25 protein-coding genes are annotated in these 24,669 nt (G+C 62.1%); 17 read left to right on the forward strand and 8 right to left on the reverse strand.

Annotated features, from left to right (window positions below):
* The first annotated feature begins 45 nt into the window (after positions 1-45).
* The 7 genes from minC to D906_RS15380 all read left to right on the forward strand — a co-directional run bounded on the left by minC (position 46) and on the right by D906_RS15380 (position 6,663).
* On the forward strand, positions 46-807 hold the full coding sequence (minC, locus tag D906_RS15355) for a septum site-determining protein MinC (RefSeq protein ID WP_019097103.1): 762 nt from the start codon (positions 46-48) through the stop codon (positions 805-807).
* Between the two features lie 109 nt (positions 808-916).
* The gene (minD, locus tag D906_RS15360; RefSeq protein ID WP_019097102.1) at positions 917-1,729 is read left to right on the forward strand and encodes a septum site-determining protein MinD; all 813 of its coding nucleotides are present in this window, start codon (positions 917-919) and stop codon (positions 1,727-1,729) included.
* A 3-nt stretch (positions 1,730-1,732) separates the two neighbouring features.
* Positions 1,733-1,987: a cell division topological specificity factor MinE gene (minE, locus tag D906_RS15365; protein ID WP_003252572.1), complete on the forward strand. Its 255-nt coding sequence runs from the start codon at positions 1,733-1,735 to the stop codon at positions 1,985-1,987.
* Between the two features lie 151 nt (positions 1,988-2,138).
* Positions 2,139-2,774 (forward strand): RluA family pseudouridine synthase, encoded by a 636-nt coding sequence (locus D906_RS15370; RefSeq protein ID WP_011532730.1) that lies wholly within the window; start codon positions 2,139-2,141, stop codon positions 2,772-2,774.
* A gap of 107 nt (positions 2,775-2,881) precedes the next feature.
* Positions 2,882-4,171, forward strand: coding sequence for a M18 family aminopeptidase (locus D906_RS15375; RefSeq protein WP_016715525.1), 1,290 nt, complete (start codon positions 2,882-2,884; stop codon positions 4,169-4,171).
* A gap of 126 nt (positions 4,172-4,297) precedes the next feature.
* Complete coding sequence (locus tag D906_RS26630; protein WP_016715524.1) at positions 4,298-4,465, forward strand: hypothetical protein; 168 nt, start codon at positions 4,298-4,300, stop codon at positions 4,463-4,465.
* A 44-nt stretch (positions 4,466-4,509) separates the two neighbouring features.
* Positions 4,510-6,663 carry a mechanosensitive ion channel family protein gene (locus D906_RS15380; protein ID WP_026020343.1) on the forward strand — a complete coding sequence of 718 codons (2,154 nt, stop codon included), beginning with the start codon at positions 4,510-4,512 and terminating at the stop codon, positions 6,661-6,663.
* Positions 6,664-6,666: 3 nt separating this feature from the next.
* On the opposite strand, the gene D906_RS15385 is transcribed toward D906_RS15380, so the two are convergent.
* Positions 6,667-7,380, reverse strand: coding sequence for a UTRA domain-containing protein (locus D906_RS15385; protein WP_016715522.1), 714 nt, complete (start codon positions 7,378-7,380; stop codon positions 6,667-6,669).
* Positions 7,381-7,708: 328 nt separating this feature from the next.
* Here D906_RS15385 and D906_RS15390 point away from each other — a divergent pair, with 328 nt between their 5' ends.
* The 6 genes from D906_RS15390 (at position 7,709) to D906_RS15415 (ending at position 12,928) form a co-directional block, all read left to right on the forward strand.
* Positions 7,709-8,767 (forward strand): ABC transporter substrate-binding protein, encoded by a 1,059-nt coding sequence (locus tag D906_RS15390; RefSeq protein WP_016715521.1) that lies wholly within the window; start codon positions 7,709-7,711, stop codon positions 8,765-8,767.
* Between the two features lie 84 nt (positions 8,768-8,851).
* Positions 8,852-9,658, forward strand: coding sequence for an alkaline phosphatase family protein (locus D906_RS15395; RefSeq protein WP_027609476.1), 807 nt, complete (start codon positions 8,852-8,854; stop codon positions 9,656-9,658).
* The gene (locus D906_RS15400; protein ID WP_016715519.1) at positions 9,655-10,485 is read left to right on the forward strand and encodes an ABC transporter permease subunit; all 831 of its coding nucleotides are present in this window, start codon (positions 9,655-9,657) and stop codon (positions 10,483-10,485) included. The genes D906_RS15395 and D906_RS15400 overlap by 4 nt, the downstream gene beginning before the upstream one ends.
* Positions 10,475-11,269: an ABC transporter permease gene (locus D906_RS15405; RefSeq protein WP_019097098.1), complete on the forward strand. Its 795-nt coding sequence runs from the start codon at positions 10,475-10,477 to the stop codon at positions 11,267-11,269. The genes D906_RS15400 and D906_RS15405 overlap by 11 nt, the downstream gene beginning before the upstream one ends.
* Position 11,270: 1 nt before the next feature.
* A complete protein-coding gene (locus D906_RS15410) occupies positions 11,271-12,260 on the forward strand; it encodes an ABC transporter ATP-binding protein (protein WP_016715517.1) in 990 nt (329 codons plus the stop codon).
* Between the two features lie 14 nt (positions 12,261-12,274).
* Positions 12,275-12,928, forward strand: coding sequence for an HAD family phosphatase (locus tag D906_RS15415; RefSeq protein WP_019097097.1), 654 nt, complete (start codon positions 12,275-12,277; stop codon positions 12,926-12,928).
* 34 nt (positions 12,929-12,962) lie between these two features.
* Here the strand turns inward: D906_RS15415 and D906_RS15420 are convergent, their stop codons facing one another.
* Positions 12,963-13,925 (reverse strand): NAD(P)H-quinone oxidoreductase, encoded by a 963-nt coding sequence (locus D906_RS15420; protein ID WP_016715515.1) that lies wholly within the window; start codon positions 13,923-13,925, stop codon positions 12,963-12,965.
* Positions 13,926-14,064: 139 nt separating this feature from the next.
* On the opposite strand from D906_RS15420, the gene D906_RS15425 reads away from it, so the two are divergent.
* Both D906_RS15425 and D906_RS15430 read left to right on the forward strand, forming a co-directional pair.
* Complete coding sequence (locus D906_RS15425; RefSeq protein WP_027615900.1) at positions 14,065-16,146, forward strand: carboxy terminal-processing peptidase; 2,082 nt, start codon at positions 14,065-14,067, stop codon at positions 16,144-16,146.
* Between the two features lie 118 nt (positions 16,147-16,264).
* A complete protein-coding gene (locus D906_RS15430; RefSeq protein WP_027609473.1) occupies positions 16,265-17,191 on the forward strand; it encodes an EAL domain-containing protein in 927 nt (308 codons plus the stop codon).
* A 19-nt stretch (positions 17,192-17,210) separates the two neighbouring features.
* Here the strand turns inward: D906_RS15430 and D906_RS15435 are convergent, their stop codons facing one another.
* The 4 genes from D906_RS15435 to D906_RS15450 all read right to left on the reverse strand — a co-directional run bounded on the left by D906_RS15435 (position 17,211) and on the right by D906_RS15450 (position 19,525).
* Positions 17,211-17,579 (reverse strand): hypothetical protein, encoded by a 369-nt coding sequence (locus tag D906_RS15435; RefSeq protein ID WP_016501064.1) that lies wholly within the window; start codon positions 17,577-17,579, stop codon positions 17,211-17,213.
* Positions 17,576-17,908 carry a helix-turn-helix transcriptional regulator gene (locus D906_RS15440; RefSeq protein WP_016715512.1) on the reverse strand — a complete coding sequence of 111 codons (333 nt, stop codon included), beginning with the start codon at positions 17,906-17,908 and terminating at the stop codon, positions 17,576-17,578. The genes D906_RS15435 and D906_RS15440 overlap by 4 nt, the downstream gene beginning before the upstream one ends.
* A 111-nt stretch (positions 17,909-18,019) precedes the next feature.
* The gene (locus tag D906_RS15445) at positions 18,020-18,460 is read right to left on the reverse strand and encodes a YkvA family protein (RefSeq protein ID WP_027615902.1); all 441 of its coding nucleotides are present in this window, start codon (positions 18,458-18,460) and stop codon (positions 18,020-18,022) included.
* Positions 18,461-18,748: 288 nt separating this feature from the next.
* Positions 18,749-19,525 (reverse strand): FKBP-type peptidyl-prolyl cis-trans isomerase, encoded by a 777-nt coding sequence (locus tag D906_RS15450; RefSeq protein ID WP_019097094.1) that lies wholly within the window; start codon positions 19,523-19,525, stop codon positions 18,749-18,751.
* A 325-nt stretch (positions 19,526-19,850) separates the two neighbouring features.
* Here D906_RS15450 and D906_RS15455 point away from each other — a divergent pair, with 325 nt between their 5' ends.
* A complete protein-coding gene (locus tag D906_RS15455) occupies positions 19,851-21,152 on the forward strand; it encodes a delta-60 repeat domain-containing protein (RefSeq protein ID WP_025754900.1) in 1,302 nt (433 codons plus the stop codon).
* 7 nt (positions 21,153-21,159) lie between these two features.
* Here D906_RS15455 and pcaQ read toward each other — a convergent pair whose 3' ends face one another.
* Both pcaQ and D906_RS15465 read right to left on the reverse strand, forming a co-directional pair.
* Positions 21,160-22,092 (reverse strand): pca operon transcription factor PcaQ, encoded by a 933-nt coding sequence (gene pcaQ, locus D906_RS15460; protein ID WP_019097092.1) that lies wholly within the window; start codon positions 22,090-22,092, stop codon positions 21,160-21,162.
* Positions 22,093-22,101: 9 nt separating this feature from the next.
* Complete coding sequence (locus D906_RS15465) at positions 22,102-23,031, reverse strand: AraC family transcriptional regulator (protein WP_016715507.1); 930 nt, start codon at positions 23,029-23,031, stop codon at positions 22,102-22,104.
* A gap of 285 nt (positions 23,032-23,316) precedes the next feature.
* Here D906_RS15465 and D906_RS15470 point away from each other — a divergent pair, with 285 nt between their 5' ends.
* Positions 23,317-24,657: an MFS transporter gene (locus D906_RS15470; protein WP_016715506.1), complete on the forward strand. Its 1,341-nt coding sequence runs from the start codon at positions 23,317-23,319 to the stop codon at positions 24,655-24,657.
* Positions 24,658-24,669: the final 12 nt, after the last annotated feature.

Below are 24,669 nucleotides of genomic sequence, written 5' to 3' on the forward strand. Positions count from 1 at the left end.
TGTTCTCGTTATAAGTCAGGGCACTTTTTTCGCAACAAGCCGTCTATGCAGACCATGAGCCCAAACCACACACCCGACACCGCCTCCGTGTTCCAGCTCAAGGGCAGCATGCTCGCCATTACCGTACTGGAACTGGCGCGCAATGACCTTGAAGCCCTCGACCGCCAGCTGGCGGCCAAAGTCGCCCAGGCACCGAATTTCTTCAGCAACACGCCGCTGGTGCTGGCGCTGGACAAACTGCCAGCCGACGAAGGGGCAATCGACCTGCCCGGCTTGATGCGGATCTGCCGCCACCACGGCTTGCGTACCCTGGCCATCCGCGCCAACCGCATCGAGGACATCGCCGCCGCCATCGCCATCGACCTGCCGGTACTGCCGCCTTCCGGCGCCCGCGAGCGGCCACTGGAGCCAGAGCCCGAGGTGGTCAGGAAGCCCGAGCCGGCCCCGGCACCACCACCGGCACCGGAACCCGAAGTGCGCCCGACCCGCATCATTACCTCGCCGGTACGCGGGGGCCAGCAGATCTACGCCCAAGGTGGCGATCTGATCGTTACCGCTTCGGTCAGCCCGGGTGCGGAACTTCTGGCCGATGGCAACATCCATGTGTACGGCGCCATGCGCGGCCGCGCCCTGGCCGGCATCAAAGGTAACACCAAGGCGCGTATCTTCTGCCAGCAGATGACCGCAGAAATGGTCTCGATCGCCGGCCAGTACAAGGTCTGCGAAGACCTGCGCCGCGACCCGCTGTGGGGCACCGGCGTGCAAGTCAGCCTGTCTGGTGACGTGTTGAACATCACCCGTCTTTAACGGATACTTGCCAGCATTTTTAGAGCAACTTTTTTACCGTTGCCGTTATTTAAGCTATTTCAGTTATTTGCAGGGACCCGTGTCCCGACTATTTTAGGGGTGAAACACCTTGGCCAAGATTCTCGTGGTTACTTCCGGCAAGGGGGGTGTGGGCAAGACCACCACCAGCGCCGCCATTGGTACCGGCCTCGCACTGCGTGGCCACAAGACCGTCATCGTCGACTTCGACGTGGGCCTGCGTAACCTCGACCTGATCATGGGCTGCGAGCGCCGCGTGGTGTACGACTTCGTCAACGTGGTCAACGGCGAAGCCAACCTGCAACAGGCCCTGATCAAGGACAAGCGCCTCGAGAACCTGTACGTGCTGGCCGCCAGCCAGACCCGTGACAAGGACGCGCTGACCCAGGAAGGCGTTGAAAAGGTGCTGATGGAGCTGAAGAAAGACTTCGAATTCGTCATCTGCGACTCGCCAGCCGGTATCGAAAAAGGCGCGCACCTGGCCATGTACTTCGCCGACGAAGCCATCGTGGTCACCAACCCGGAAGTGTCCTCGGTACGTGACTCCGACCGCATGCTGGGCATCCTGTCGAGCAAGTCGCGCCGCTCCGAAAACGGCGAAGAGCCGATCAAGGAACACCTGCTGATCACCCGCTACCACCCCGAGCGTGTGGAAAAGGGCGAAATGCTGAGCATCGCCGACGTCGAAGAAATCCTGGCGATCAAGCTCAAGGGCGTGATCCCCGAGTCCCAGGCCGTGCTGAAGGCTTCCAACCAGGGTATCCCGGTCATCCTCGACGACCAGAGCGATGCCGGCCAGGCCTACAGCGATACCGTCGACCGTCTGCTGGGCAAAGAGAAGCCCCTGCGGTTCATCGAAGTGCCGAAGCAAGGATTCTTCGCGCGCCTGTTTGGAGGCAAGTAAACCATGAACCTTTTTGACTTCTTTCGTGGCAGACAGAAACAGACCAGCGCGTCGGTAGCGAAAGAGCGTCTACAGATCATCGTGGCGCACGAGCGCGGCCAACGCAGCGAACCGGATTACCTGCCGGCGCTGCAGAAAGAACTGCTGGAAGTCATCCGCAAGTATGTGAACATCGGCAACGATGATGTGCATATCGAGCTGGAAAACCAGGGCAGCTGCTCGATTCTGGAGCTGAACATCACCCTGCCGGATCGCTGATCTGGCTGAAAGCCGGGGCTGCTTCGCAGCCCATTCGCGGCACAAGGCCGCTCCTACAAGGGATCGCGTTCCCCTGTAGGAGCGGCCTTGTGCCGCGAATGGGCCGCAAAGCGGCCCCGCTTTTTTCTCCCGATTTAATAGAGACCAAGCAATGCCGCTGTCCAACATCCAGATCCTGCACGAAGACGCCGCCATCCTGGTCATCAACAAACCGACCCTGCTGCTGTCGGTGCCCGGCCGCGCCGAAGACAACAAGGACTGCCTGATCACCCGCCTGCAGGAAAACGGCTACCCCGATGCACTGATCGTGCACCGCCTGGACTGGGAAACCTCCGGCATCATCCTGCTGGCCCGCGATGCCGACAGCCACCGCGAGCTGTCCCGCCAGTTTCACGACCGCGAAACCGAAAAGGCCTACACCGCGTTGTGCTGGGGCCAACCGGCGCTGGACAGCGGCAGCATCGACCTGCCACTGCGCTACGACCCGCCAACCAAGCCACGGCATGTGGTGGACCACGAGCAGGGCAAGCATGCGCTGACTTTCTGGCGCATCGTCGAGCGCTGTGGTGATTACTGCCGGGTGGAATTGACGCCGATTACCGGGCGTTCGCACCAGTTGCGCGTGCACATGCTGTCGATCGGGCATCCGCTGCTGGGTGACCGGCTGTATGCCAACCCCGAAGCACTGGCGGCACATGAGCGGCTGTGCCTGCATGCCTCGATGCTGAGCTTCACCCACCCGGTGTCCGGGGAGCGGTTGAAGTTCGAGTGCCCTGCACCTTTCTGATTTCTGCGTGGCTGCACCTGCCTCTTCGCGGGCGAGCCCGCGAGGAGGCAGACACAATTTGTCGACTTAATACGCTAAACTCGCGCCACTGCTGTCTGGAGTGAGCTATGCGCGACGCACTGAATTCTGGCCTTATCGACTTCCTCAAGGCCTCCCCCACGCCCTTCCACGCCACCGCCAGCCTGGCCCAGCGCCTGGAAGCGGCCGGCTACCAGCGCCTGGACGAGCGTGACAGCTGGGCCACCGTGCCTGGCGGCCGCTATTACGTCACCCGTAACGACTCCTCGATCATCGCCATCAAGCTGGGCAAGCAAGCCCCCCTGCTGAACGGCATCCGTATGGTCGGCGCCCACACCGACAGCCCGTGCCTGCGGGTGAAACCGCAGCCCGAGCTTCAGCGCCAGGGCTTCCTGCAACTGGGTGTCGAGGTGTATGGCGGTGCCCTGCTGGCGCCGTGGTTCGACCGCGACCTGTCGCTGGCCGGGCGCGTTACCTACCGCCGTGACGGCAAGGTTGAAAGCCAGCTGATCGACTTCAAGCTGCCGATCGCGATCATCCCCAACCTGGCCATTCACCTGAACCGCACCGCCAATGAAGGCTGGGCGATCAACCCGCAGAACGAGCTACCGCCCATCCTCGCCCAGGTGGCCGGAGACGAGCGCATCGACTTCCGCGCCCTGCTCACCGAGCAACTGGCCCGCGAGCACGAGCTGATCGCCGACGTAGTGCTGGATTACGAGCTGAGCTTCTACGACACCCAGGATGCTGCACTGGTCGGCCTGAACGGCGACTTCATCGCCGGCGCCCGCCTGGACAACCTGCTGTCGTGCTACGCCGGCCTGCAAGCCTTGCTGGCCGCCGACAGTGATGAAACCTGCGTGCTGGTGTGCAACGACCACGAAGAAGTCGGCAGCTGCTCGGCCTGCGGCGCCGATGGCCCGATGCTGGAGCAGACCCTGCAGCGCCTGCTGCCGGATGGCGACGCCTACGTGCGCACCATTCAGCGCTCGCTGATGGTGTCGGCGGACAACGCCCACGGCGTGCACCCCAACTACGCCGACAAGCACGACGGCAACCACGGGCCCAAGCTGAACGCTGGGCCTGTGATCAAGGTGAACAACAACCAGCGCTACGCCACCAACAGCGAAACCGCCGGGTTCTTCCGCCACCTGTGCATGGCCGAGGAAGTGCCGGTGCAGAGCTTTGTGGTGCGCAGCGACATGGGCTGTGGTTCGACCATCGGGCCGATTACCGCCAGCCACCTGGGTGTGCGCACGGTGGACATCGGGCTGCCGACCTTTGCCATGCATTCGATTCGTGAACTGTGCGGCAGCCATGACCTGGCGCACCTGGTGAAGGTGCTGACTGCCTTCTACCGTAGCCGCGAGTTGCCTTGATGTACACAGGTCCGGCCTCTTCGCGGGTTTAGCCGCGAAAGGGCCGGACCTGCTCAAGGTCAATCCCGCCTCGCTTGCCAAGCGCTATGCTTGATACATGGCCCCACTGCAAAAGGATTGCTGTCCATGTCCCCGTTTCTGTCCCTGTTCGTGCCGGTGTTCCTGTTCCTGATGCTGCTAACCATCGGCTTCAGCATGCGCGAACGCAATATCGGCGTACTGATGATGTGGATCGGCACCTTGGGTATCTTCGGCCTCACCTGCTGGAAGATCCTTGAGAAACTGCCGTCATAAACCTCTACACTCGGTCAATCGTTTGACCTGAGGTAGATTTGCCAGTGCCTGCCCTCCTGCGTTACCTGTTCCTGCTGCTGTTGCTGTTCATCACCCCGGTACAGGCGGCGGGCCTGCCTGGCCTGCTGGGTGGCAGTGCGCCTGCGCAACCGGAGGCCACCGAGCCGCTGGGCAAGTCGCTGGACGAGGTGATCAAGAACCTCGAAAACGACCAACAGCGGGCCAAGCTGCTGGCCGACCTGAAAAAGCTGCGCGACGCGACCAGGCAGTCGCAACCCAGCGTCGAACAGGGCGTACTCGGGCTGATCGGCGGCGCCCTGCATGACTTCGAAAAACAGTTCAGCGGCGACGCCAGCCCGTTCCACCGCTGGGCGGCGGAAATCGAACAGGCCCAGGCGGAACTGACCGAACTGATGGTGCCGGTGCACCAGTGGCCAGCCATCCTGTTCGGCTTTGCCGCTGTCATTGCCGTGTGGAGTGTGCTGGCCTATGCCTTCAACTGGGTCGGCCACCGGATACGCCTGCGCTTTGGCCTGAGCGAAGAACTGCCGCAGCACCCGCGCACCTGGGACCTGGTGCGCTTTGCCTTGCGCAAGCTCGGCCCATGGCTGGTGGCGCTGGTATTCACCGTTTACCTGAGCTTCGTGCTGCCGCCGTCGCTGGGCAAATCGCTGGCCATGGTGCTGGCCTACGCGCTGGTCGTGGGCACTTGCTTCTCGGCCATCTGCGTCATCGCCTTTTCGCTGCTGGACGGCCCGCACCGCCACCGCGCCCTGCACATCCTGCGGCGCCAGGCGTTCCGCCCGTTGTGGCTGATCGGCAGCTTCGCTGCGTTTGGCGAGGCCATGAGCGACCCGCGCATGCTGGTTGCACTGGGTACCCACCTGGCCCATGCCTTGGCCACCTTGGCCAACGTCATCGCTGCGCTGTGCACCGGGCTGTTCATCCTGCGCTTTCGCCGCCCCATCGCCCATCTGATCCGCAACCAGCCGCTGTCGCGGCGCCTGACCCGGCGCACCCTGAGCGACACCATCGAGATTCTCGGCAGCTTCTGGTTCATTCCGGCACTGATTCTGGTGGCCATTTCGCTGTTCGCCACCTTCGTCTCGGCGGGCGACACCAGCACCGCCCTGCGCCAGTCACTGATGTGCACGGTACTGGTGGTGGTGTGCATGGTGCTGAACGGCCTGGTACGCCGCCATGCGGCCAACCCCAAACGTGCCAACAAGCGCCAGGCCGTGTATGCCGAGCGCCTGCGCAACTTTGGCTACCTGCTGGTACACCTGTTCATCTGGCTGGTATTCATCGAGCTGGGCCTGCGCGTGTGGGGCCTGTCGATGATCAGCTTCGCAGAGGGCGATGGCCACGACATCAGCCTGCGCCTGCTGGGCCTTGCCGGCACACTGATCGTCGCCTGGCTGGTGTGGATCCTTGCCGACACCGCCGTGCACCATGCCCTGGTGCGCTCGCGCCGGGGCCTGGCCAACGCCCGTGCGCAAACCATGATGCCGTTGATCCGCAACGTGATGTTCGTGATCATCTTCATCATCGCGGTGATCGTCGCCCTGGCCAACATGGGCATGAACGTCACCCCGCTCCTGGCCGGTGCCGGTGTGATCGGCCTGGCCATCGGTTTTGGCGCACAGTCGCTGGTGGCGGACCTGATCACCGGGCTGTTCATCATCATCGAGGACTCGCTGGCCATCGACGACTACGTGGACGTGGGCGGGCACCTGGGCACGGTGGAGGGGCTGACCATTCGTACCGTGCGCCTGCGGGACATTGACGGCATCGTGCATACCATCCCGTTCAGCGAGATCAAGAGCATCAAGAACTACTCGCGGGAGTTTGGCTATGCGATTTTCCGCGTGGCGATTCCGCACAGCATGAACATCGACCAGGCGATCACGCTGATTCGGGAAGTGGGGCAAAAACTGCGCAATGACCCGCTGATGCGCCGCAACATCTGGTCGCCACTGGAACTGCAAGGGGTGGAGAGTTTCGAGTCGGGGTCGGCGATCTTGCGGGCGCGGTTCAAGACGGCGCCGATCAAGCAGTGGGAAGTGTCGCGGGCCTTCAACCTGGCGCTGAAGCGGCAGCTGGATGAGGCAGGGCTGGACTTGGCGACACCACGGTTGTCGGTGCAGGTGGTGACTGCGGGTGGTGGTGGAATGGCGCAATCAGGCGCCTCCAGCTAGGGCCTACCCCACCACGGCACGAATGCGGATGGCATCATGCCGCCAATACTCCAGGTCACAGTCGATCAGATGCCCATGCTGGTCGCTGTTGACGCGGGTGATGTGCAGCCCCGGGCTGCCCGTCGACACCTTCAACGCCCCCGCCGCCTCCACCGGCAACGCCGTCGGCAGGATCTCGAAGCACACCTGCCCGTACCGGATGCCATACACCCGCCCATATATCTCGGTAAGCGATTGCGCCAGGTCCTGTTCGAGAATCCCCGGAAAGTAACGGGGGTTGAGGTAATGCTCGGCATACAGCACCGCCCGCCCATCGATCCGCCGTAACCGGCAGATACGCACCACACTGGACAAGGCCGGAAGCTGCAAGCGGGCACAGATGGCCGCCGAGGCTGGCTGCAAGCGCGCCGACAGCAGCTCGGTACTGGCCACCCGCCCCTGGTCGCGCACCATGGCATGGAAGTGACTGCGTTCGATCAGGTCGTAGGTCAGCCGCTCGGGCGCAACGAACCAGCCGCGGCGTTCTTCACGGTAGATCAGGCCTTGGGCCTCCAGCTGCGCCAGTGCCTCACGCAGGGTGATCCGCGTCGTGTCGAACACCTCACTGAGTTTGCGCTCGGCCGGCAGCTTGCCCCCCGGGGCCAGCAGGCCGTGCTCGATCTGCTCCTGCAGGGCATGGCAGATGGCTGTTACCGCACGCGGTGGCATCGACTGCATCAAAGGTTACCTATCTGGACTAGTCCAGCCCCAGAACAGGGCACTTGGAGAATAGTGCAAGCCTAGGCAGGGCTGATGAACATCCCGTGACAACGCTGCAACCGTGCTGTTGCCAGAATCGGGCCAGCCCAGCAAAACCGGGGGGTCACCATGGTCTACGCTGTAGAGCCAAGGGCCTTTGACACGCTGAGCGCGCCCTTCCCTACATCAAACTGTCACGCAAGCGGCCTACCTTGGCTCAAGGTTTGCTGACCTAGACCAAAGGTTCCAGGCAACGGCTTCACTCATAACAACGATCGTAAAAAGGCACCCACCCAAGGAGCTACGGATGAAAAAGTTGTTCATGGCGTCACTGCTCGGTTCGGCCATCGCGTTCTGCACCTCGGCCATGGCCGCGGACCTCAAGGCCCTGGAAGACGCCGCCCGCAAGGAAGGCACCGTCAACAGCGTGGGCATGCCCGATGCCTGGGCCAACTGGAAAGGCACCTGGGAAGACCTGGCCAGCAAGTACGGCCTCAAGCACAGCGACACCGACATGAGCTCGGCGCAGGAAATCGCCAAGTTCGAAGCCGAGAAGGACAACGCCAGCGCCGACATCGGCGACGTGGGTGCCGCCTTCGGCCCCATCGCCGTGACCAAGGGCGTCAGCCAGCCGTACAAGCCCAGCACCTGGGACCAGGTACCGGAGTGGGCCAAAGACAAGGACGGCCACTGGGCGCTGGCCTATACCGGCACCATTGCGTTCATCATCAACAAGGACCTGGTGAAGGAAGGCGAACGCCCAACCTCCTGGCATGACCTGGAAAAAGGCAAGTACAAGGTGGCCATCGGTGACGTCGGCACCGCCGCACAGGCTGCCAACGGTGTACTGGCGGCGGCCATTGCCTATAAGGGCGACGAAACCAACGTGGCCCCGGGCCTGCAGCTGTTCACCAAACTGGCCCAGCAGAAGCGCCTGTCGCTGGCCAACCCGACCATCCAGACCATCGAGAAGGGCGAGGTCGAGGTCGGCGTGGTGTGGGACTTCAACGGCCTGAGCTACCGCGAGCAGATCGACCCCAAGCGTTTCGAAGTGCTGATCCCGTCGGACGGTACGGTGATCTCCGGCTATACCACCATCATCAACAAGTACGCCAAGCACCCCAATGCAGCCAAGCTGACGCGTGAATACATCTTCAGCGATGCCGGGCAGATCAACCTGGCCAAGGGGCATGCCCGGCCGATCCGTGCCGAGCACCTGACGCTGCCGGCGGATGTGCAAGCCAAGTTGCTGCCGAACGAGCAGTACAAGGCGGCTCAGCCGATCAAGAATGCCGAAGCCTGGGAAGCCACCTCGAAGAAACTGCCGCAGATGTGGCAGGAGCAAGTGATCATCGAGATGGAGTAAAAGGCCATCTTTTGTAGTGCCTGATCCGGCTTCTTCGCGGGTAAATCCGCGAAGAAGCCAACGCGGTTTATGACTGGAGCCACCATGCAACACAATGTCATCCTGGTCCTGCTGGACGGTCTCAACTACCAGGTCGCCCACCATGCCATGGGCCACTTGCACGCCTACGTCGAGGCCGACCGCGCCGCGCTGTACCGCGTGGAATGCGAACTGCCGTCGCTGTCGCGGCCGCTGTACGAGTGCATTCTCACCGGCGTGCCCCCCATCGACAGCGGCATCGTGCACAACAACGTCAACCGCCTGTCCAACCAGCGCAGTGTGTTCCACTACGCCCGCGAGGCCAATCTGGGCACCGCAGCAGCGGCCTATCACTGGATGAGCGAGCTGTATAACCGCTCACCCTTCGACCCGCAGCGCGACCGCCACACCCACGCGCCGAAACTGCCGATCCAGCATGGGTTGTTCTACTGGGACGACCGCTACCCCGATTCGCACCTGCTGGCCGACGGTGAATACCTGCGCCGCCGCCACGCCCCCAACTTCCTGTTGGTGCACCCGATGAGCATCGACGACGTCGGCCACCGCCACGGCCTGGACAGCAGCCAGTACCGCAACGCCGCACGCAGTGCTGACATCCTGCTGGCCGACTACCTGCCAGGCTGGCTGGAAGAGGGTTACCAGGTGCTGGTCACCGCCGACCACGGCATGAACAATGACCGCTCGCACAATGGGCTGCTGACCGAAGAGCGCGAAGTGCCGCTGTTCGTCTTTGGCGACGCCTTCAGCCTGGACCCGGCGGCCAAGCCGCTGCAGACCGAGCTGTGCGGGACCATCTGTGAACTGCTGGGTGCCGCGCACGACAAAACGGTGTGCCGGGAGTTGCTCAAGTGAACCGTGGCCGCTATCTGGCCCTGCTCTGCCTGCTGCCGTTCGCCGTGTTCTTCGTCATCTTCCAGGTCGCCCCGCTGGTCTGGGTGGCGATCAACAGCGTGCAATCGGAAGCCGGCTGGGGCGTCGAAAACTTCAGCAAGGTCTTCAGCTCGAAGTTCTACCTGCAAGCCCTGCAACGCAGCCTGGAGATCAGCTTCTGGTCGAGCCTGTTCGGCATCGTCATCGCCACCCTCGGCGCCTACTCGCTGCGCCAGGTGGACTCGAAACTGCGCGACTTCGTCAGCGCCTTCGCCAACATGACCAGCAACTTTGCCGGGGTGCCGCTGGCGTTCGCCTTCATCATCCTGCTCGGTTTCAATGGCGCACTGACCCTGCTGCTGAAGCAAGTCGGCCTGCTGGAAGACTTCAGCATCTATTCCAAAAGCGGGCTGATCCTGGTGTACACCTACTTCCAGATCCCGCTGGGTGTGTTGCTGCTGTACCCCGCCTTCGACGCCCTGCGTGAAGACTGGCGCGAGTCGGCCGCGCTGCTGGGCGCCAGCCACTGGCAATACTGGCGGCACATCGGCCTGCCAGTACTCACCCCGGCACTGCTGGGCACCTTCGTCATCCTGCTGGCCAACGCCTTGGGGGCCTATGCCACCGTGTACGCGTTGACCACCGGCAATTTCAACGTACTGCCGATCCGCATCGCCGGCCTGGTGGCCGGCGACATCAGCCTCGACCCCAACCTGGCCAGCGCCCTGGCGATGGTGCTGGTGGGGCTGATGACGCTGGTCACGGTGGTACACCAATGGCTGTTGAAGAGGAGCTACCATGCGCGCTGACGCCCGTTCCGGCGGCTGGTACCACCGCGCCGTGGTCTACCTGCTGTTCCTGATCCTGCTGCTGCCACTGGCCGGCACCCTGCTCTACTCGCTGGCCACCAGCTGGTCTGCCAGCCTGCTGCCCAGCGGCCTGACCCTGAAATGGTATGCGGCGCTGTGGAGCGAGCCACGCTTCCTGGCCGCTTTCGGCCAGTCGTTGCTGGTGTGCGTGGGCGCACTGCTGCTGTCGGTGGTGCTGATTCTGCCGCTGCTGTTCGTGGTGCATTACCACTTTCCCAGGCTGGACGCGCTGATGAACATTCTCATCCTGCTGCCCTTCGCGGTGCCACCGGTAGTGTCGTCGGTGGGGCTGCTGCAGCTGTACGGCAGCGGGCCGATGGCCATGGTCGGCACGCCGTGGATCCTGATCGGCTGCTACTTCACCATCGCCCTGCCGTTCATGTACCGGGCCATCACCAACAACCTGCAAGCCATCAACCTGCGCGACCTGATGGACGCTGCCCAACTGCTGGGCGCCAGCACCTGGCAGGCCGCGCTGCTGGTGGTGCTGCCGAACCTGCGCAAGGGCCTGATGGTGGCGTTGCTGCTGTCGTTTTCGTTCCTGTTTGGCGAGTTCGTGTTCGCCAACCTGCTGGTCGGCACCCGTTACGAGACCCTGCAGGTGTACCTGAACAACATGCGCAACAGCAGCGGCCATTTCAACAGCGCGCTGGTGATCTCCTACTTCGCCTTTGTGCTGGTACTGACCTGGGTCGCCAACCGCCTGAACAAGGACAAGACCTGACATGAGCTTCGTCAGCGTACAGAAACTGCAAAAAAGCTACGCCGGCAGCCCGGTGTTCGAGAACATCGACTGCCACATCGAACGCGGCGAGTTCGTCACCCTGCTGGGCCCATCCGGTTGCGGCAAGTCCACCTTGCTGCGCTGCATCGCCGGGCTGACCCCGGTGGACAGCGGGCAGATCCTGCTCGACGGCCACGACATCGTGCCCGTGAGCCCGCAAAAGCGCGGCATCGGCATGGTGTTCCAGAGCTATGCGCTGTTCCCCAACATGACCGTGGAGCAGAACGTGGCCTTTGGCCTGCGCATGCAGAAGGTCAAGGCCGACGAAAGCCAGGTAAGGGTGCGCGAGGCACTGGACCTGGTGGAGCTGGGCAGCTTTGCCGGGCGTTACCCGCACCAGTTGTCTGGCGGCCAATGCCAGCGCGTGGCCCTGGCCCGTTCGCTGGTCACCCGCCCTCGCCTGCTGCTGCTGGACGAGCCGCTGTCGGCACTGGATGCACGTATTCGCAAGCACCTGCGTGAGCAGATCCGGGCCATCCAGCGCGAGCTGGGGCTGACCACCATCTTCGTCACCCACGACCAGGAAGAAGCGCTGACGATGTCCGACCGCATCTTCCTGATGAACCAGGGACGCATCGTCCAGAGCGGTGATGCCGAAACCCTCTATACCGCGCCGGTGGACCTGTTTGCCGCCGGCTTTATCGGCAACTACAACCTGCTCGATGCCGACAGCGCCAGCCGCCTGCTGCAACGCCCGGTGGCCAGCCGCCTGGCGATCCGCCCGGAGTCGATCACACTGGGCATACACGGCGAACTGGACGCTCAGGTACGCAGCCACAGCTTGCTGGGCAACGTGATCCGCTACCGCGTGCAAGTGCGCGACGTGGAGCTGGTGGTCGACGTGCTCAACCGCTCGCCGGCCGACCTGCACGCGGATGGAAAACGGGTAAGCTTGTCGATCGACCCCACGGCGCTGCGGGAAGTGGCCTAAGGAGATTCAACACAATGGCACTGGCAATTTTCGATCTGGACGAAACCCTGATCCACGGCGACTGTGCATCGCTGTGGAGCGAGCAGATGGCCCGGCTGGGCTGGGTCGACGGCAAGGACTTCCTGCGCCGCGACCGTGAACTGATGGAAGCCTACGGCAAGGGCCACCTGCAGATGGAGGACTACATGGCCTTCAGCCTGGAGCCGATGGCCGGGCGTACCCTGGAAGAAGTCGAGCACCTGGTTGAGCCGTGGGTTGAAGAGGTGATCGAGCCGATCATCTATGGCGACGCCTGCCGCTGCATTGCCGAACACCGCAAGCGCGGGGACCGCATCCTGATCATTTCCGCTTCGGGTACGCACCTGGTCGGGCCGATTGCGGCTCGCCTGGGGGTGGACGAATATCTGGCGATCGAGCTGGAGGCGGTGAACGGGGTGTATACCGGCAAGACCCATGGGGTGCTGACGTATCGCGAAGGCAAGATTACGCGGCTGCTGGAGTGGCTGGATCAGGAACAGGAGAACCTGGAGGGGGCGAGTTTCTATTCCGATTCACGCAATGATTTGCCATTGCTGCTGAAGGTGGACCATCCGCATGTGGTGAACCCGGATGCGGTGTTGCGGGAGCATGCCCAGACCAATCGCTGGCCGATTCTGAGCTGGACTTGAGGGCCATGGGGGCTGCTTAGCAGCCCCGACAATATCAAGCCATGCTTGGATCTATGACCATCACCAACTTGCCCGAGACCTGGTTGCTCTCAAGCTCCGCATACGCCGCCTGGGCAAACTCCACCGGGTAGGTATCAACCAGTTGCGGCGACAGGCGCCCTTCGGCAAACAGCGGCCACACCTGCTGTTGCAGTTCGCGCAGCAACTCGGCCTTGAAGCCGTCATCGCGGTTGCGCAGCGTGGAGCCGGTAATCTCCAGGCGCTTGCCCAGCACCAGCGCAAGGTCCAGCTCGAACTTGCGCCCCCCCATCAACCCGATGATCACCCAGCGCCCGTCGCGGGCCAGCAGTTTGAGGTTGAGCTCACCGTAACTGGCGCCCACCGGGTCGAGAATCACGTCGAACGGGCCGAAGCCTTCCAGCGCGTCCAGGTTTTCGTTACGTACCACGCCCCCTGTCGCGCCCAGCGCTTCGCAATAAGCCAGGCGGTCCTGCGAACCGACACTGACCCACACCGGGCTGCCAAACGCCTTGCACAGCTGGATGGCGGCAGAGCCAACGCCACTGGCGCCGGCATGCACCAGCACTTTCTCGCCAGCCTTCACGGCACCGAGCTGGAAGATGTTCAACCAGGCGGTGGCATACACCTCCGGCAACGCCGCGGCTTCATGCAGGCTCAGGCCCTCGGGCACGGGCAGCACGTGACGCGCATCGACCACCACTTCCTCGGCCATGGCGCCACTGGCCAACAGCGCGCACACACGGTCGCCCACGCGCCAGTCGGCACCGGCGCCCACTTCCTCAACCACCCCGGCACACTCCAGGCCCATGTACGGGCTGGCACCTGGCGGTGGCGGGTACAAACCTTTCATCTGCAGCAGATCGGCGCGGTTCAGGCCCGCAGCAGCCACGCGAATGCGCACTTGGCCCGCGTCACAGGCCGGGCGTTCGGCCTCGACCCACTCCACATGTCCGTCAACGCCTTGCAATGCCTTCACAGTGCCTCCATAGTTGAATCATGACTGGGCCTGGGGTTGCTTACCTCAGGCTTTTTGCAGTATTTGCCCGGCTCCATGGAACCGGCAACGGAAAAGACGGCCTACTATGCGTGATCAATTGCCTCCACGTCGAATCAGCATGAAGCATTTCCTACCAAGCACCGCCCTCGCCGTCATGATCGGCCTTGGCAGCCTCACGCTCGGCGGCAATGCGGCGGCCGCCAACAAATGGGACAGCCTGCAGCCGGACCGCGACGAGATCGTCGCCAGCCTCAACGTGGTGGAATTGCTCAAGCGCCACCACTACAGCAAGCCACCGCTGGACGATGCCCGTTCGGTCATCATCTACGACAGCTACATCAAGCTGCTGGACCCGGCGCGCAGCTACTTCACCGCCGCCGACATTGCCGAGTTCGACAAGTGGAAAACGCAATTCGACGATTTCCTCAAGAGCGGTAACCTGGACCCGGGCTTCACCATCTACAAACGCTACCTCGACCGCGTCAAGCAACGCCTGGACTTCGCCCTGGCCGAGCTGAATAAAGGCGTGGACAAGATCGACTTCACCACCAAGGAAACCTTGCTGATCGACCGCAAGGACGCACCGTGGATGAAGGACCAGGCCGAGCTCGACGACCTGTGGCGCAAACGTGTGAAAGACGAAGTGCTGCGCCAGAAGATCGCCGGCAAGGAACCCAAGCAGATCCAGGAAACCCTGACCAAGCGCTACAAGAACCAGCTGGCGCGCCTGGACCAGACCCGTGCCGAGGATATCTTCCAGGCCTACATCAATACCTTCGCCCAGTCCTACGACCCGCACACCAACTACCTGTCGCCGGACAACGCCGAAAACTTCGACATCAACATGAGCCTGTCGCTCGAAGGCATCGGTGCGGTGCTGCAAAGCGACAACGACCAGGTCAAGATCGTGCGCCTGGTACCGGCAGGCCCGGCAGCCAAGACCAAGCAGGTGGCCCCGGCCGACAAGATCATCGGCGTGGCCCAGGACAACAAGGAAATGGTCGACGTGGTCGGCTGGCGCCTGGACGAAGTGGTCAAGCTGATCCGCGGCCCGAAAGGCTCGGTGGTGCGCCTGGAGATCATCCCGGCCAGCAATGCACCTAGCGACCAGACCAGCAAGATCGTGTCGATCACCCGTGAAGCGGTGAAGCTTGAAGAGCAGGCAGCCAAGAAGTCGGTGCTCAAGCTGAAGCAGGACGGGCGTGACTACAAGCTGGGCATCATCGAGATCCCGGCCTTCTACCTGGACTTCAAGGCCTACCGCGCCGGTGACCCTGAGTACAAGAGCACCACGCGTGACGTGAAAAAGCTGCTCACCGAACTGCAGAAAGAGAAAGTCGACGGCGTGGTCATCGACCTGCGCAACAACGGTGGCGGCTCGCTGCAGGAAGCCACCGAGCTGACCAGCCTGTTCATCGAAAAAGGCCCGACCGTGCTGGTGCGCAACAGCGACGGCCGCGTCGACGTGCTGGAAGACGAAAACCCGGGCGCCTTCTACAAAGGCCCACTGGCATTGCTGGTGAACCGCCTGTCGGCCTCGGCTTCGGAGATTTTCGCCGGTGCCATGCAGGACTACCACCGCGCGCTGATCATCGGCGGCCAGACCTTCGGCAAAGGCACCGTGCAGACCATCCAGCCGCTCAACCATGGCGAGCTGAAGCTGACCCTGGCCAAGTTCTACCGGGTTTCCGGGCAGAGCACCCAGCACCAGGGCGTGCTGCCGGACATCGACTACCCGTCGATCATCGACACCAAGGAAATCGGCGAGAGCGCCCTGCCCGAGGCTATGCCATGGGACACCATCCGCCCGGTGGTCAAGCCTGCTGCCGACCCGTTCAAGCCGTTCCTGGCCCAGCTCAAGGCGCAGCATGAAGCGCGTAGCGACCAGGATGCCGAGTTCACCTACATCCGCGACCGCCTGGCCCTGACCCAGAAGCTGATGAATGAAAAAACCGTCAGCCTCAACGAGCAGGAGCGCCGTGCGCGCCACGATGACATCGAGGCCAAACAGCTGGCCCTGGAAAACATCCGCCGCAAGGCCAAGGGTGAAGAGCCGCTCAAAGAGCTGAAGAAAGAAGACGAGGACGCGCTGCCGACCGAGGATGAAAACACCAAGCCGGAAGACGACGCCTACCTGTCGGAAACCGGTCGCATCCTGATCGACTACCTCAGTGCCAGCACCAAGGTGGCCAAGAAGTAAAGCGCTGCAACGATGATGGCAGAATAATGTGACCTGTCATCAAACAGTCATCGCGCTGTCGTGAAATATGGGGGCCGGGCATGCAGATGCCCGGCCCTTTCATTTTCAGGAATACGTCATGACCGTTGCCGAACAGCTCAGTGCCTTGAGTGCCATCCTGGCTCAACGCAGTATTCACAGCCTGTTGCAGCCGATCATGTGCCTGAGCGAACAGCGGGTGTTCGGCCATGAAGCACTGAGCCGTGGTCCGTCCAACAGCCCGCTGCACGCGCCGTTGAACCTGTTTACCATTGCCCGCCAGGCTGGCCGCTTGACCGAACTGGAAGCCGTCTGCCGGGAAAGCGCCTGCCGTCGCTTCAGCGAGCAGCAATTGCAGGGCAAACTGTTTCTCAACATCTCGCCAGAATCACTGCTGGAGCCACACTACCCGTCCGGCCTGACCCTGAAACTGCTGGAGCAGGTCGGTCTGCCGCCCAGCCGGGTAGTGATCGAGCTGACCGAGCACACCCCCACCGACGACTTCCAGCTCTTGTCCAATGCCCTGCACCACTACCGCGACATGGGCTTTTCGATTGCCATCGACGACCTGGGGGCGGGCTATTCCAGCCTGCGGCTGTGGTCGGAGCTGCGCCCTGAGTACGTGAAGATCGACCGGCACTTCATCGACGGCATCCACCGCGACCCGCTCAAGCGCGAGTTCGTTGGCTCGATCCTGCAGATTGCCCGGGCCTCGAAGGCGCAGGTGATTGCCGAAGGGATCGAATTGGCAGAGGAACTGGTGGTGCTTAGGGAGATGGGGGTGGACCTGGTGCAGGGGTACCTGCTGGGGCGGCCGCAGGAGTTGGGGGTGCGCGAGCTACCGGTGCTGGCGAGTATGCCGCAGGCCGAGCAGCCGACAGTGCGGTTGAATGCCACCATCGGGCAGTTGCAGGCGCTGTTTGGGCGGCATCAGCACCTGGATGTATTGGAGGTGGTTGATGCCGATGACAGGCCTTGTGGTTTGATCCACAGACATTCTTTGCCTGTTCTGGCTTGCCGGCGATAGGGCCGGAGCAGGCAATCAATCAGGCGGTTTCGGGGTAGCTGTACTCGAACACCCGAACCACCTCGGAAGCATGCCACGACGCCGCCTCCATGCCATCCACCGGCCCGGCAAACCGCCCTAGCCGTTCGACACATTCAAAAAAGCCGGTACGCGGCAAGCGGCTGGCGCCTTGGCTGATCACCAGCGAACTGCGCAGCGGCTGCTCGGCACGGGCATCCAGCACCGCCAGGTATTCCAGCGCGGCGGTCAGCGTCTGCATGGCCGGGCTGGGCAGTTGCAAGCGCTCGATCAGCGCTCGGTAGGTCAGCAAGTGACGTTGACGGCGGGCCAGGTCAAGCTCGCCCAGCAGGTTGTCCCAGTGCTGACGGCTGATCCTGACCTGGCTCATGACGGCTCGCTCCAGCCAGCGACCCCCAGATGCCAGGCCAAGGCGCGGCGGATGGCTGCATCCGGCTGGCGTTCGCCCGATTCGATCATGGCCAGGTAGGCCGGGCTTACCCCGACATTGCGCGCCAGCTGCTCAGGGGCGATGCCCTTGGCCTGGCGAATCTGTGCAACTTCACTGAACGCCGGCAACGGCGCAACGGCGGCGGCCTGTTCGCTGACAACTGCCTCGGCAGGTGCCTGCCCTGCAGCCTTGAGCAGCGCCTGGTACTGCTCCCAGGGAACCACGGCGTACTCGGGCTGACCGTCCCGGCTGATGACCTGAATACCCATTACAAACCCCTTTAAAAAGGATTACAGCATGTAATCCGTAGGCATAACCCTTATGCCAATTATATTACCAACTCTGGGGTCTGTCCGGTTGAGGTGCAGTTCAAGCGGTTTTCACTGCGTATTGCGCTCCAGCTGCAGCGTTTCCTGGCTTGCCGGAAGGCGCTCGACCACGCGCAGCCGCTCAGGTGCCTGGCTTTCACGCCAGGCCTTGAAGCGCGCCAACTCGTCGGCCACGGTCTTCAGCACCCAGCCCAGTACCGCAATGTCATCAAGGAAGCCCACGCCCAGCAGCCAGTCGGGGATGGCATCGATAGGGCTGACGAAATACAGCAGGCCGGCCACGATGGTGACCAGGGCCTTAGGGCTGATGGCACGGTACTCGCCGCGCCACCATGCCAGGCACAGTGACTGCAGCAGTTTCACATCCTCGCGCAGTTGGCCGAGGCGTGGCCCTTTGCGGGCCACGGCGAACAGCAGGGCCGGCAACCGGCCACGGCTGAGCAAGCGCTCGGCCAAGGGCAGAAAATGGGCGAAATTCCAAGGTGCGCTCATGGAGCCTCCACGCAGAGCAGGTTATCCACATTTATTGTGGATAACCTTGTGAACAGGGCCACGTTTCTGACCCCGGGTGCCTGCCAGGCAAGGGCCCCGGTCAGATCGGGCGTTTTTTACACAGCCGTTTCAATACGTGGGTAGCTGGCCGCAAACGATTTGCGCCAGAAACATCCTACAGCAACAAGCTGCATTTCCTCGGACAGTATCAGCAGTTACAGGTTCGCCCAATCGTTGTAAACGAAAACGCCCCGTCAGGACGGGGCGTTTTGCAAGAACCTGCCAGTGTTACTTGGCGGGTGCTTCAGCGGGCGCTTCTGCAGGGGCTTCGGCCGGGGCCTCGGCTTCCGGCTCGGCGCCTTGCAGCTGGGCCGGGTCCTTGATGGCGATCAGTTCCAGATCGAACACCAGTACCGAGTTGGCCGGGATCAGCGGGCTTGGGCTTTGTGCACCGTAGGCCAGTTCAGCCGGGATGAACAGCTTGTACTTCTCGCCAACGTGCATCAGTTGCAGGCCTTCGACCCAACCCGGGATCACGCCGCTGACTGGCAGGTCGATCGGGCTGCCGCGCTCGACGGAGCTGTCGAACACCTTGCCATCGATCAGCTTGCCTTCGTAGTGGACGGTAACTACGTCAGTAGGCTTGGGCTGTGGGCCATCGGCCTTCTTGACCACTTCGTACTGCAGGCCCGAGGCGGTAGTGACCACGCCTGGTTTCTTGGCGTTTTCTTCGAGGAACTTCTTGCCAGCAGAGGCCGCTTCTTCGCTGGCCTTGGCCAGGCGCTCTTCAGCGCGCTTCTGCAGCGCCGTGAAGGCTTCTACCAGCTCTTCATCCTTGATGCGCTGTTCTTTCTTGCCAACAGCGTCTTCGATACCGAGTGCCACTGCTTTCGAATCAAGGTCTTCCATGCCTTCCTGAGCCAGGCTCTTGCCCATGTTCAGGCCGATACCGTAGGAGGCTTTCTCTGCCGGAGTCTTCAGCTCGGGGCTGCTAGCTTGTTGGTCGCAGCCAGCCAGTACCAAGCCTACCAGGGCAACCGCAGCCGCCAAACGATGCTGTTTCATGCTATTTCCTTGTTCATGCGCCATAAGGGCAATCAGGGTAAAGCCGCGAGCTTAGCAGGCGGCCATGACCAATGGCTACCGGCATAGGAGCGGGATTTGGTAAGGAAGTTCAGTAGTTAAAGGGTTATTCATGCAAGACACTGCAGCCACTGGCCAGTATTGACGCTTGACGCAGAAACCGCCTGGGGTTTGTCGCAATTTTTTGTCGCACTGCCCTCCATTCCAGGGGCAAGAGACCTGTCATTTATGCCAGTAGATCGGATGAGGGCCTGCGCTTTCAATAGTGCGGGTAGTCACAGATCGTGACCAGCCAGAGGCTTACTCAATGAAACGACCGATCATTTCAGCTTTTCTTCAACAATCCACGCCTGACCGCAACCGTTTGAAGGCAAGTGCCGCCCTTAGTGACGCCCCTGTAGACCGGAGCTTCGGTAACGAAGGCTACGCTTACCTGCTGGCACAGGAGCCAAAATCAGCTGGAGTGTGCACTGACATCCTCAAAAGCCACGTTCGACAAGATCGCTACTACGCGTGCGCATTTCAATCGCATAAAGAAACCCAGGTATTCAACAGCGCCGTCTGGCTGCTGGATGGCGACGGCGAGCGAGATCACAGCTTCACCGTCGACTTTGGATCGCTCATGGAAAAGGACAAGACGTTTATTCCCTACAGCCTTATGGAAGATCGCAAGGGCAACCTGCTCTGCCTGGGTGAAGTGTCCAAAAACCCCCACCGGCTATGGAAATTCAAGAACACGGGAGAGTTAGACAAGAGTTTCGCCAGCACTGGATTTATCGATAGCGACCGACTGACCGCTGAGCGGCTGAATTTCCGCTTCGCCGCCGCACTCTCTGATGGCTACGTCATTGCCTGCCACACCCCCGACTTCAAGACCGTCCTCGTCGCCCTGTCGCCGGACGGCACCCTGAAGCCAACCTTCGGTAATGAGGGGGTGCTGGACCTTGAGTCGCAGTTGCCTGGGTACGGTGCCGGCATAACCGGCCTTATCGCTACAACGCATGCTGATGGAAGCAATCGCGTTCTGTTGCTGAGTTTGAGAGGCGTAGGCGACGACCTGTTCTCGGTATTGAGCGCCATCGACAGTAAAGGCCGCTTGGACACTTCCTTTGGCAACAATGGCCATTTCAAATCAGAAAACGCCACCTTTTATCGAGGCCTGTCGTGCAGCAGCGTGTCGTCACTTGTCACGCTATGCGGAGGGCATATGCTCGCGGATGAAAGCATGCAACCAGACATTATCCGGTTGACCAGCAACGGAGCCCCCGACCAGGACTTCAACAAGGGGGCGCCTGTCCGCTTCGACGCCAACGCCGGGATGTGGCACCACATGATCGAGTACGAAGGGCGCCTGGTGGGGGTAGGCAGCTTCTATAACCATAACCGGGCGGTCCGCTATCAGGCCGACGGCACACTCGACGTCACTTTCGTTTCGCCCTGGGGGCATGGTGCGTTTGGGGCCGTCCCACCGAACCCTGGTTTTTACATGGATGGCAACTCATCGATTGCCTTCGTTCCCGCCAGTAAACGCCTGCTGATTTGTGGTGATGTGAATGTCACAGCGCAAAATCAGGTGGCTGCGGCAGTGCTCGCTTTAGCATTGGGTTGAAAGGCACTCAGGGGTAGTTACCCTCGCGGTACTGCCCCGCTACCTCGCGCAGCACTTCGCACACCCACTGCCCCGGCAGGCTCTGCGGCAAGGCGGCATTGCGACAAATGCCCACAGAGCCACCCGGTTCACGCACGCCCAGGTCTAGCTCGACCAGCTCGCCACGGCGCAGGTCGAGCAACACCGCATCGCGTGGCGCTACCCACAGCCCATCGCTACCCAGCAGGTAGCGCCGGCTCAGCGCCAGCGACAGGGTTTCCAGGCGCTGCGCCGGCATCTGGATGCCGCATTGCACGAACAGGCTGTCGGCATGCTGGCGGATGGTGGTGCCCGCCGGCGGCAACACCAGCGGGTAACACCCCACCTGGCCCCGCTCGACAGGCGAGGTGGCCAGCAGCGGATGGCCCGGGCGTACCACCAGGCTCATCGACTCGCTGTACAGGTGCTCGAACGACAGGCCCTGGATCTGCGGGCTGTCGGTCATGCGCCCGACCACCAGCTCCAGCTCGCCCAGCCGCAGTTGGCCAAGCAGCTGCGCGCTGACCCCGGTGACCACACTGATCACCAGCGCTTCATGGCGCTGGTGCAGGCGGCACAGCACTTCGGGCATAAGCAGGCCTTCGACCGTCGACAGCACGCCGATGCGCACCTGCGACGGCGCCCGCGCCTCACCACGCAGGCTGCTGACGCCATCGCGCAGGGCCTGCACACTGGGCCCGGCATAGCGCATGAAGCGCGTGCCGGCGGGGGTCAGTTCGACACCCTGTCGGCTGCGCGCAAACAGGCGCGTTTCCAGCAGGTCTTCAAGTTCCTTGAGGGTTTTGGAAATGGCCGGCTGGCTGATGGCGAGCACGTCGGCAGCCCTGGCCAGGCTGCCCTGCCGGGCAATCTCCAGAAAGCACAGCAGGTGGCGGTATTTGATGCGGGTGTCGAGGTTCATGCCGCAAGCTTAACGCATCGCCACCTGCGGCGTATCCGGGTCGCGCTGTTGGCGGCGGAACTGCCCTGGCGGCAAACCGTGAATCTGGCGGAAGCGCCGAGAGAAATAAGCTTCATCGGCAAACCCGCACAAGCGCGCCACTTCACCCACCGGCCGACTGCCATTGAGCAGGTAGTTACGTGCGGTGTGCATGCGCCGCTCCAATACCAACTCGCTGAACGTCTTGCCAATTTCCTTGCGCAGCCAGTGGGTCAGGTAAGTCGGGGACAGGTACGTGGCAGCGGCCACTTTCTGCAGGTTCAGGTCCGGGTCGTCAATGTGGCGGCGCAGGTACTCGCTCATGCGATTCAACGCGGCCCGACGGCTCAGTTGCGCTGCGTTGCTATCCGCCAGAATACGCAAGGGTTCAGCATACAGCCCGCACACCTGGCCAATCAGTTGCAACAGCAGGCCCTTGAGCACCTCACGGCTGCCAAAGCGGCGGTTGGCATCCAGCGCACGCATGCGCTCAAGCAGCTGCAACACCTCGGCGAAATCGGCGTCTTCCAGGCAAAAATCCAGGTGCTCCTGGAAGCGAAACGGTGACAGCTCCGGGGCTTGCAGGATCGAGACTTCTTCCAGATCCATCGGGTCGCAATCCAGGTGTGGCAACAGGAAGGTCTGGGAAAAATTGATCACCACGAAATCACTGTCCGCAGGATGCGGGATCACATGCACCCGGTGCGGCAGGATGAAGGCCAGTGTGTTGCGCTTGAACGGGCGTTGCACGCTGCCGATGTGCTGCACCGTATCTCCCCCCAGGTTGATCTGGACCTGGAAATATTCATGACGGTGCGGCGCGGTTTCGGCCGGGCGCCCACGTCGATCGCGAATGTGGAAATCCATCAGCTCGCTGCGCTGCTGCATGACGTAGGTGGGGACCTCGCGCTTTGGTGGCATGGGCAAACTCCGTTAAGCAAACAACCAGTTGTACGACGTCCACATTTAAACGTGACTACAAAAAACGACGCAACCGCATTTCGTCACAACCCGCTTAAAACGCGACACACAGCAATTAACCAGCTCAAAACCCTGTGCCCGGATTCTTTTGGACACCGCACGCTTCCCCCTCCTTCCATGGCAAAAACGGTCTAACCCTGCCGTTGCATTCAAAGCGTTGTACGACCACCTTAGAAAAGGGACTGCAGCCCAACCTCAACCAACAACAACAAACGAGGTCGACTCATGTCGAGCACGCCTACCCCCCGCGCAGCGTCGTCGTACACGCTGGACGCGGCCCCCGCCCAGCGCCTGCCCACCCGCCGCCGCTGGTTCATGCTGTCGCTGCTGCTGGTGGCGACCATCATCAACTATGTCGACCGGGTAAATATCTCGATCGCAGCCCCGTTCATGGCCAAGGACCTAGGCTTGGACAAGGTGGAGATGGGACTGATTTTCTCCGCTTTCGCCTGGACCTACGCCCTGGCCCTGGTGCCCGCCGGCTTCATCGCCGACCGCTTTGGCTCGCGCCTGACCTATGGTGTGTCGCTGATCAGTTGGTCGGCGGTTACCGTCGCCCAAGGCTTGGCCAGCGGCTTCTCCTCGCTGTTCGGCCTGCGCCTTGCGGTCGGGGCCATGGAAGCCCCGGCTTTTCCCGCCAACAGCCGCGCGGTGACGGTGTGGTTCCCTGCCCGCGAACGCGGCATGGCCAGCAGCATCTACGTGTGCGGCCAGTACCTCGGCACTGCGCTGTTCACCGGTGCCCTGCTCTGGCTGGCAACCACCTACGACTGGCGCCACGTGTTCTACAGCACCGGCCTGGTCGGCATCGTGTTCGGCGTGGTGTGGCTGTTCCTTTACCGTGACCCGTTGAACTGCAAGAAGGTCAGCAAAGAAGAACTGGCCTACATCGAGGGCGGCGGCGGCCTGGTCAAAAGCAGCCAAGAGCGTACCCGCTTCGACTGGCGCCAGGTGGCCGAGCTGTTCCGCTACCGCCAGGTATGGGCCATCTGCCTGGGCAAGTTCGCTAGTACCTCGGCGCTGTACTTCTTCCTCACCTGGTTCCCCACCTACCTGATCGAAGAGCGCCAGCTCACCTTGATCAAGGTCGGTATCTTTGCCGTGATGCCGTTCATTGGCGCCACCGTCGGCATCCTGCTGGCAGGCATCGTCTCTGACTTGCTTATCCGCAAGGGTTACTCGCTGTCGTTCGCACGCAAGCTACCGCTGGTGGTGGGCTCGATGCTGGGCATGTCGATCGTGCTGGTGAACTTCACCGACTCCAACGTGTTGTGCATCGCCATTCTCACCTTGGCGTTCTTTGCCCAGGGTATCGCCTCGTCATCGTGGGCTGCGGTTTCAGAAGTGGCACCCAAGCAACTGATCGGCCTGACCGGCGGCATCACCAGCCTGGCAGCGAACATCGGCGGCATCGTCACACCGATCGTGATTGGTGCGGTCGTGCATGCCAGTGGCTCGTTTGCCATGGCCTTCTGGTTCATCGGTGGCGTGGCCCTGATGGGCACCCTGTCGTATTCGCTGCTGCTCGGCAAGCTGTATCGCATCGAGCTGAAGACAGCGGCATGAGCACGGAAAAGT

The sequence above is a fragment of the Pseudomonas sp. LAIL14HWK12:I1 genome, from assembly GCF_003202095.1.
Taxonomy (GTDB): Bacteria; Pseudomonadota; Gammaproteobacteria; order Pseudomonadales; family Pseudomonadaceae; genus Aquipseudomonas; species Aquipseudomonas monteilii.

Excerpts from the sequence above, each read along its gene's own strand:
- D906_RS15415 (WP_019097097.1), top strand. The coding sequence starts at position 12,275 with ATGGCACTGGCAATTTTCGATCTGGACGAAACCCTGATCCACGGCGAC.
- D906_RS15425 (WP_027615900.1), top strand. The coding sequence starts at position 14,065 with ATGAAGCATTTCCTACCAAGCACCGCCCTCGCCGTCATGATCGGCCTT.
- D906_RS15470 (WP_016715506.1), top strand. The coding sequence starts at position 23,317 with ATGTCGAGCACGCCTACCCCCCGCGCAGCGTCGTCGTACACGCTGGAC.
- D906_RS26630 (WP_016715524.1), top strand. The coding sequence starts at position 4,298 with ATGTCCCCGTTTCTGTCCCTGTTCGTGCCGGTGTTCCTGTTCCTGATG.
- minC (WP_019097103.1), top strand. The coding sequence starts at position 46 with ATGCAGACCATGAGCCCAAACCACACACCCGACACCGCCTCCGTGTTC.
- D906_RS15455 (WP_025754900.1), top strand. The coding sequence starts at position 19,851 with ATGAAACGACCGATCATTTCAGCTTTTCTTCAACAATCCACGCCTGAC.
- D906_RS15405 (WP_019097098.1), top strand. The coding sequence starts at position 10,475 with ATGCGCGCTGACGCCCGTTCCGGCGGCTGGTACCACCGCGCCGTGGTC.
- D906_RS15390 (WP_016715521.1), top strand. The coding sequence starts at position 7,709 with ATGAAAAAGTTGTTCATGGCGTCACTGCTCGGTTCGGCCATCGCGTTC.
- pcaQ (WP_019097092.1), bottom strand. The coding sequence starts at position 22,092 with ATGAACCTCGACACCCGCATCAAATACCGCCACCTGCTGTGCTTTCTG.
- D906_RS15440 (WP_016715512.1), bottom strand. The coding sequence starts at position 17,908 with ATGGGTATTCAGGTCATCAGCCGGGACGGTCAGCCCGAGTACGCCGTG.
- D906_RS15395 (WP_027609476.1), top strand. The coding sequence starts at position 8,852 with ATGCAACACAATGTCATCCTGGTCCTGCTGGACGGTCTCAACTACCAG.
- D906_RS15450 (WP_019097094.1), bottom strand. The coding sequence starts at position 19,525 with ATGAAACAGCATCGTTTGGCGGCTGCGGTTGCCCTGGTAGGCTTGGTA.
- D906_RS15445 (WP_027615902.1), bottom strand. The coding sequence starts at position 18,460 with ATGAGCGCACCTTGGAATTTCGCCCATTTTCTGCCCTTGGCCGAGCGC.
- D906_RS15385 (WP_016715522.1), bottom strand. The coding sequence starts at position 7,380 with ATGCAGTCGATGCCACCGCGTGCGGTAACAGCCATCTGCCATGCCCTG.
- D906_RS15435 (WP_016501064.1), bottom strand. The coding sequence starts at position 17,579 with ATGAGCCAGGTCAGGATCAGCCGTCAGCACTGGGACAACCTGCTGGGC.
- D906_RS15370 (WP_011532730.1), top strand. The coding sequence starts at position 2,139 with ATGCCGCTGTCCAACATCCAGATCCTGCACGAAGACGCCGCCATCCTG.
- D906_RS15430 (WP_027609473.1), top strand. The coding sequence starts at position 16,265 with ATGACCGTTGCCGAACAGCTCAGTGCCTTGAGTGCCATCCTGGCTCAA.
- D906_RS15465 (WP_016715507.1), bottom strand. The coding sequence starts at position 23,031 with ATGCCACCAAAGCGCGAGGTCCCCACCTACGTCATGCAGCAGCGCAGC.
- D906_RS15375 (WP_016715525.1), top strand. The coding sequence starts at position 2,882 with ATGCGCGACGCACTGAATTCTGGCCTTATCGACTTCCTCAAGGCCTCC.
- minE (WP_003252572.1), top strand. The coding sequence starts at position 1,733 with ATGAACCTTTTTGACTTCTTTCGTGGCAGACAGAAACAGACCAGCGCG.
- D906_RS15410 (WP_016715517.1), top strand. The coding sequence starts at position 11,271 with ATGAGCTTCGTCAGCGTACAGAAACTGCAAAAAAGCTACGCCGGCAGC.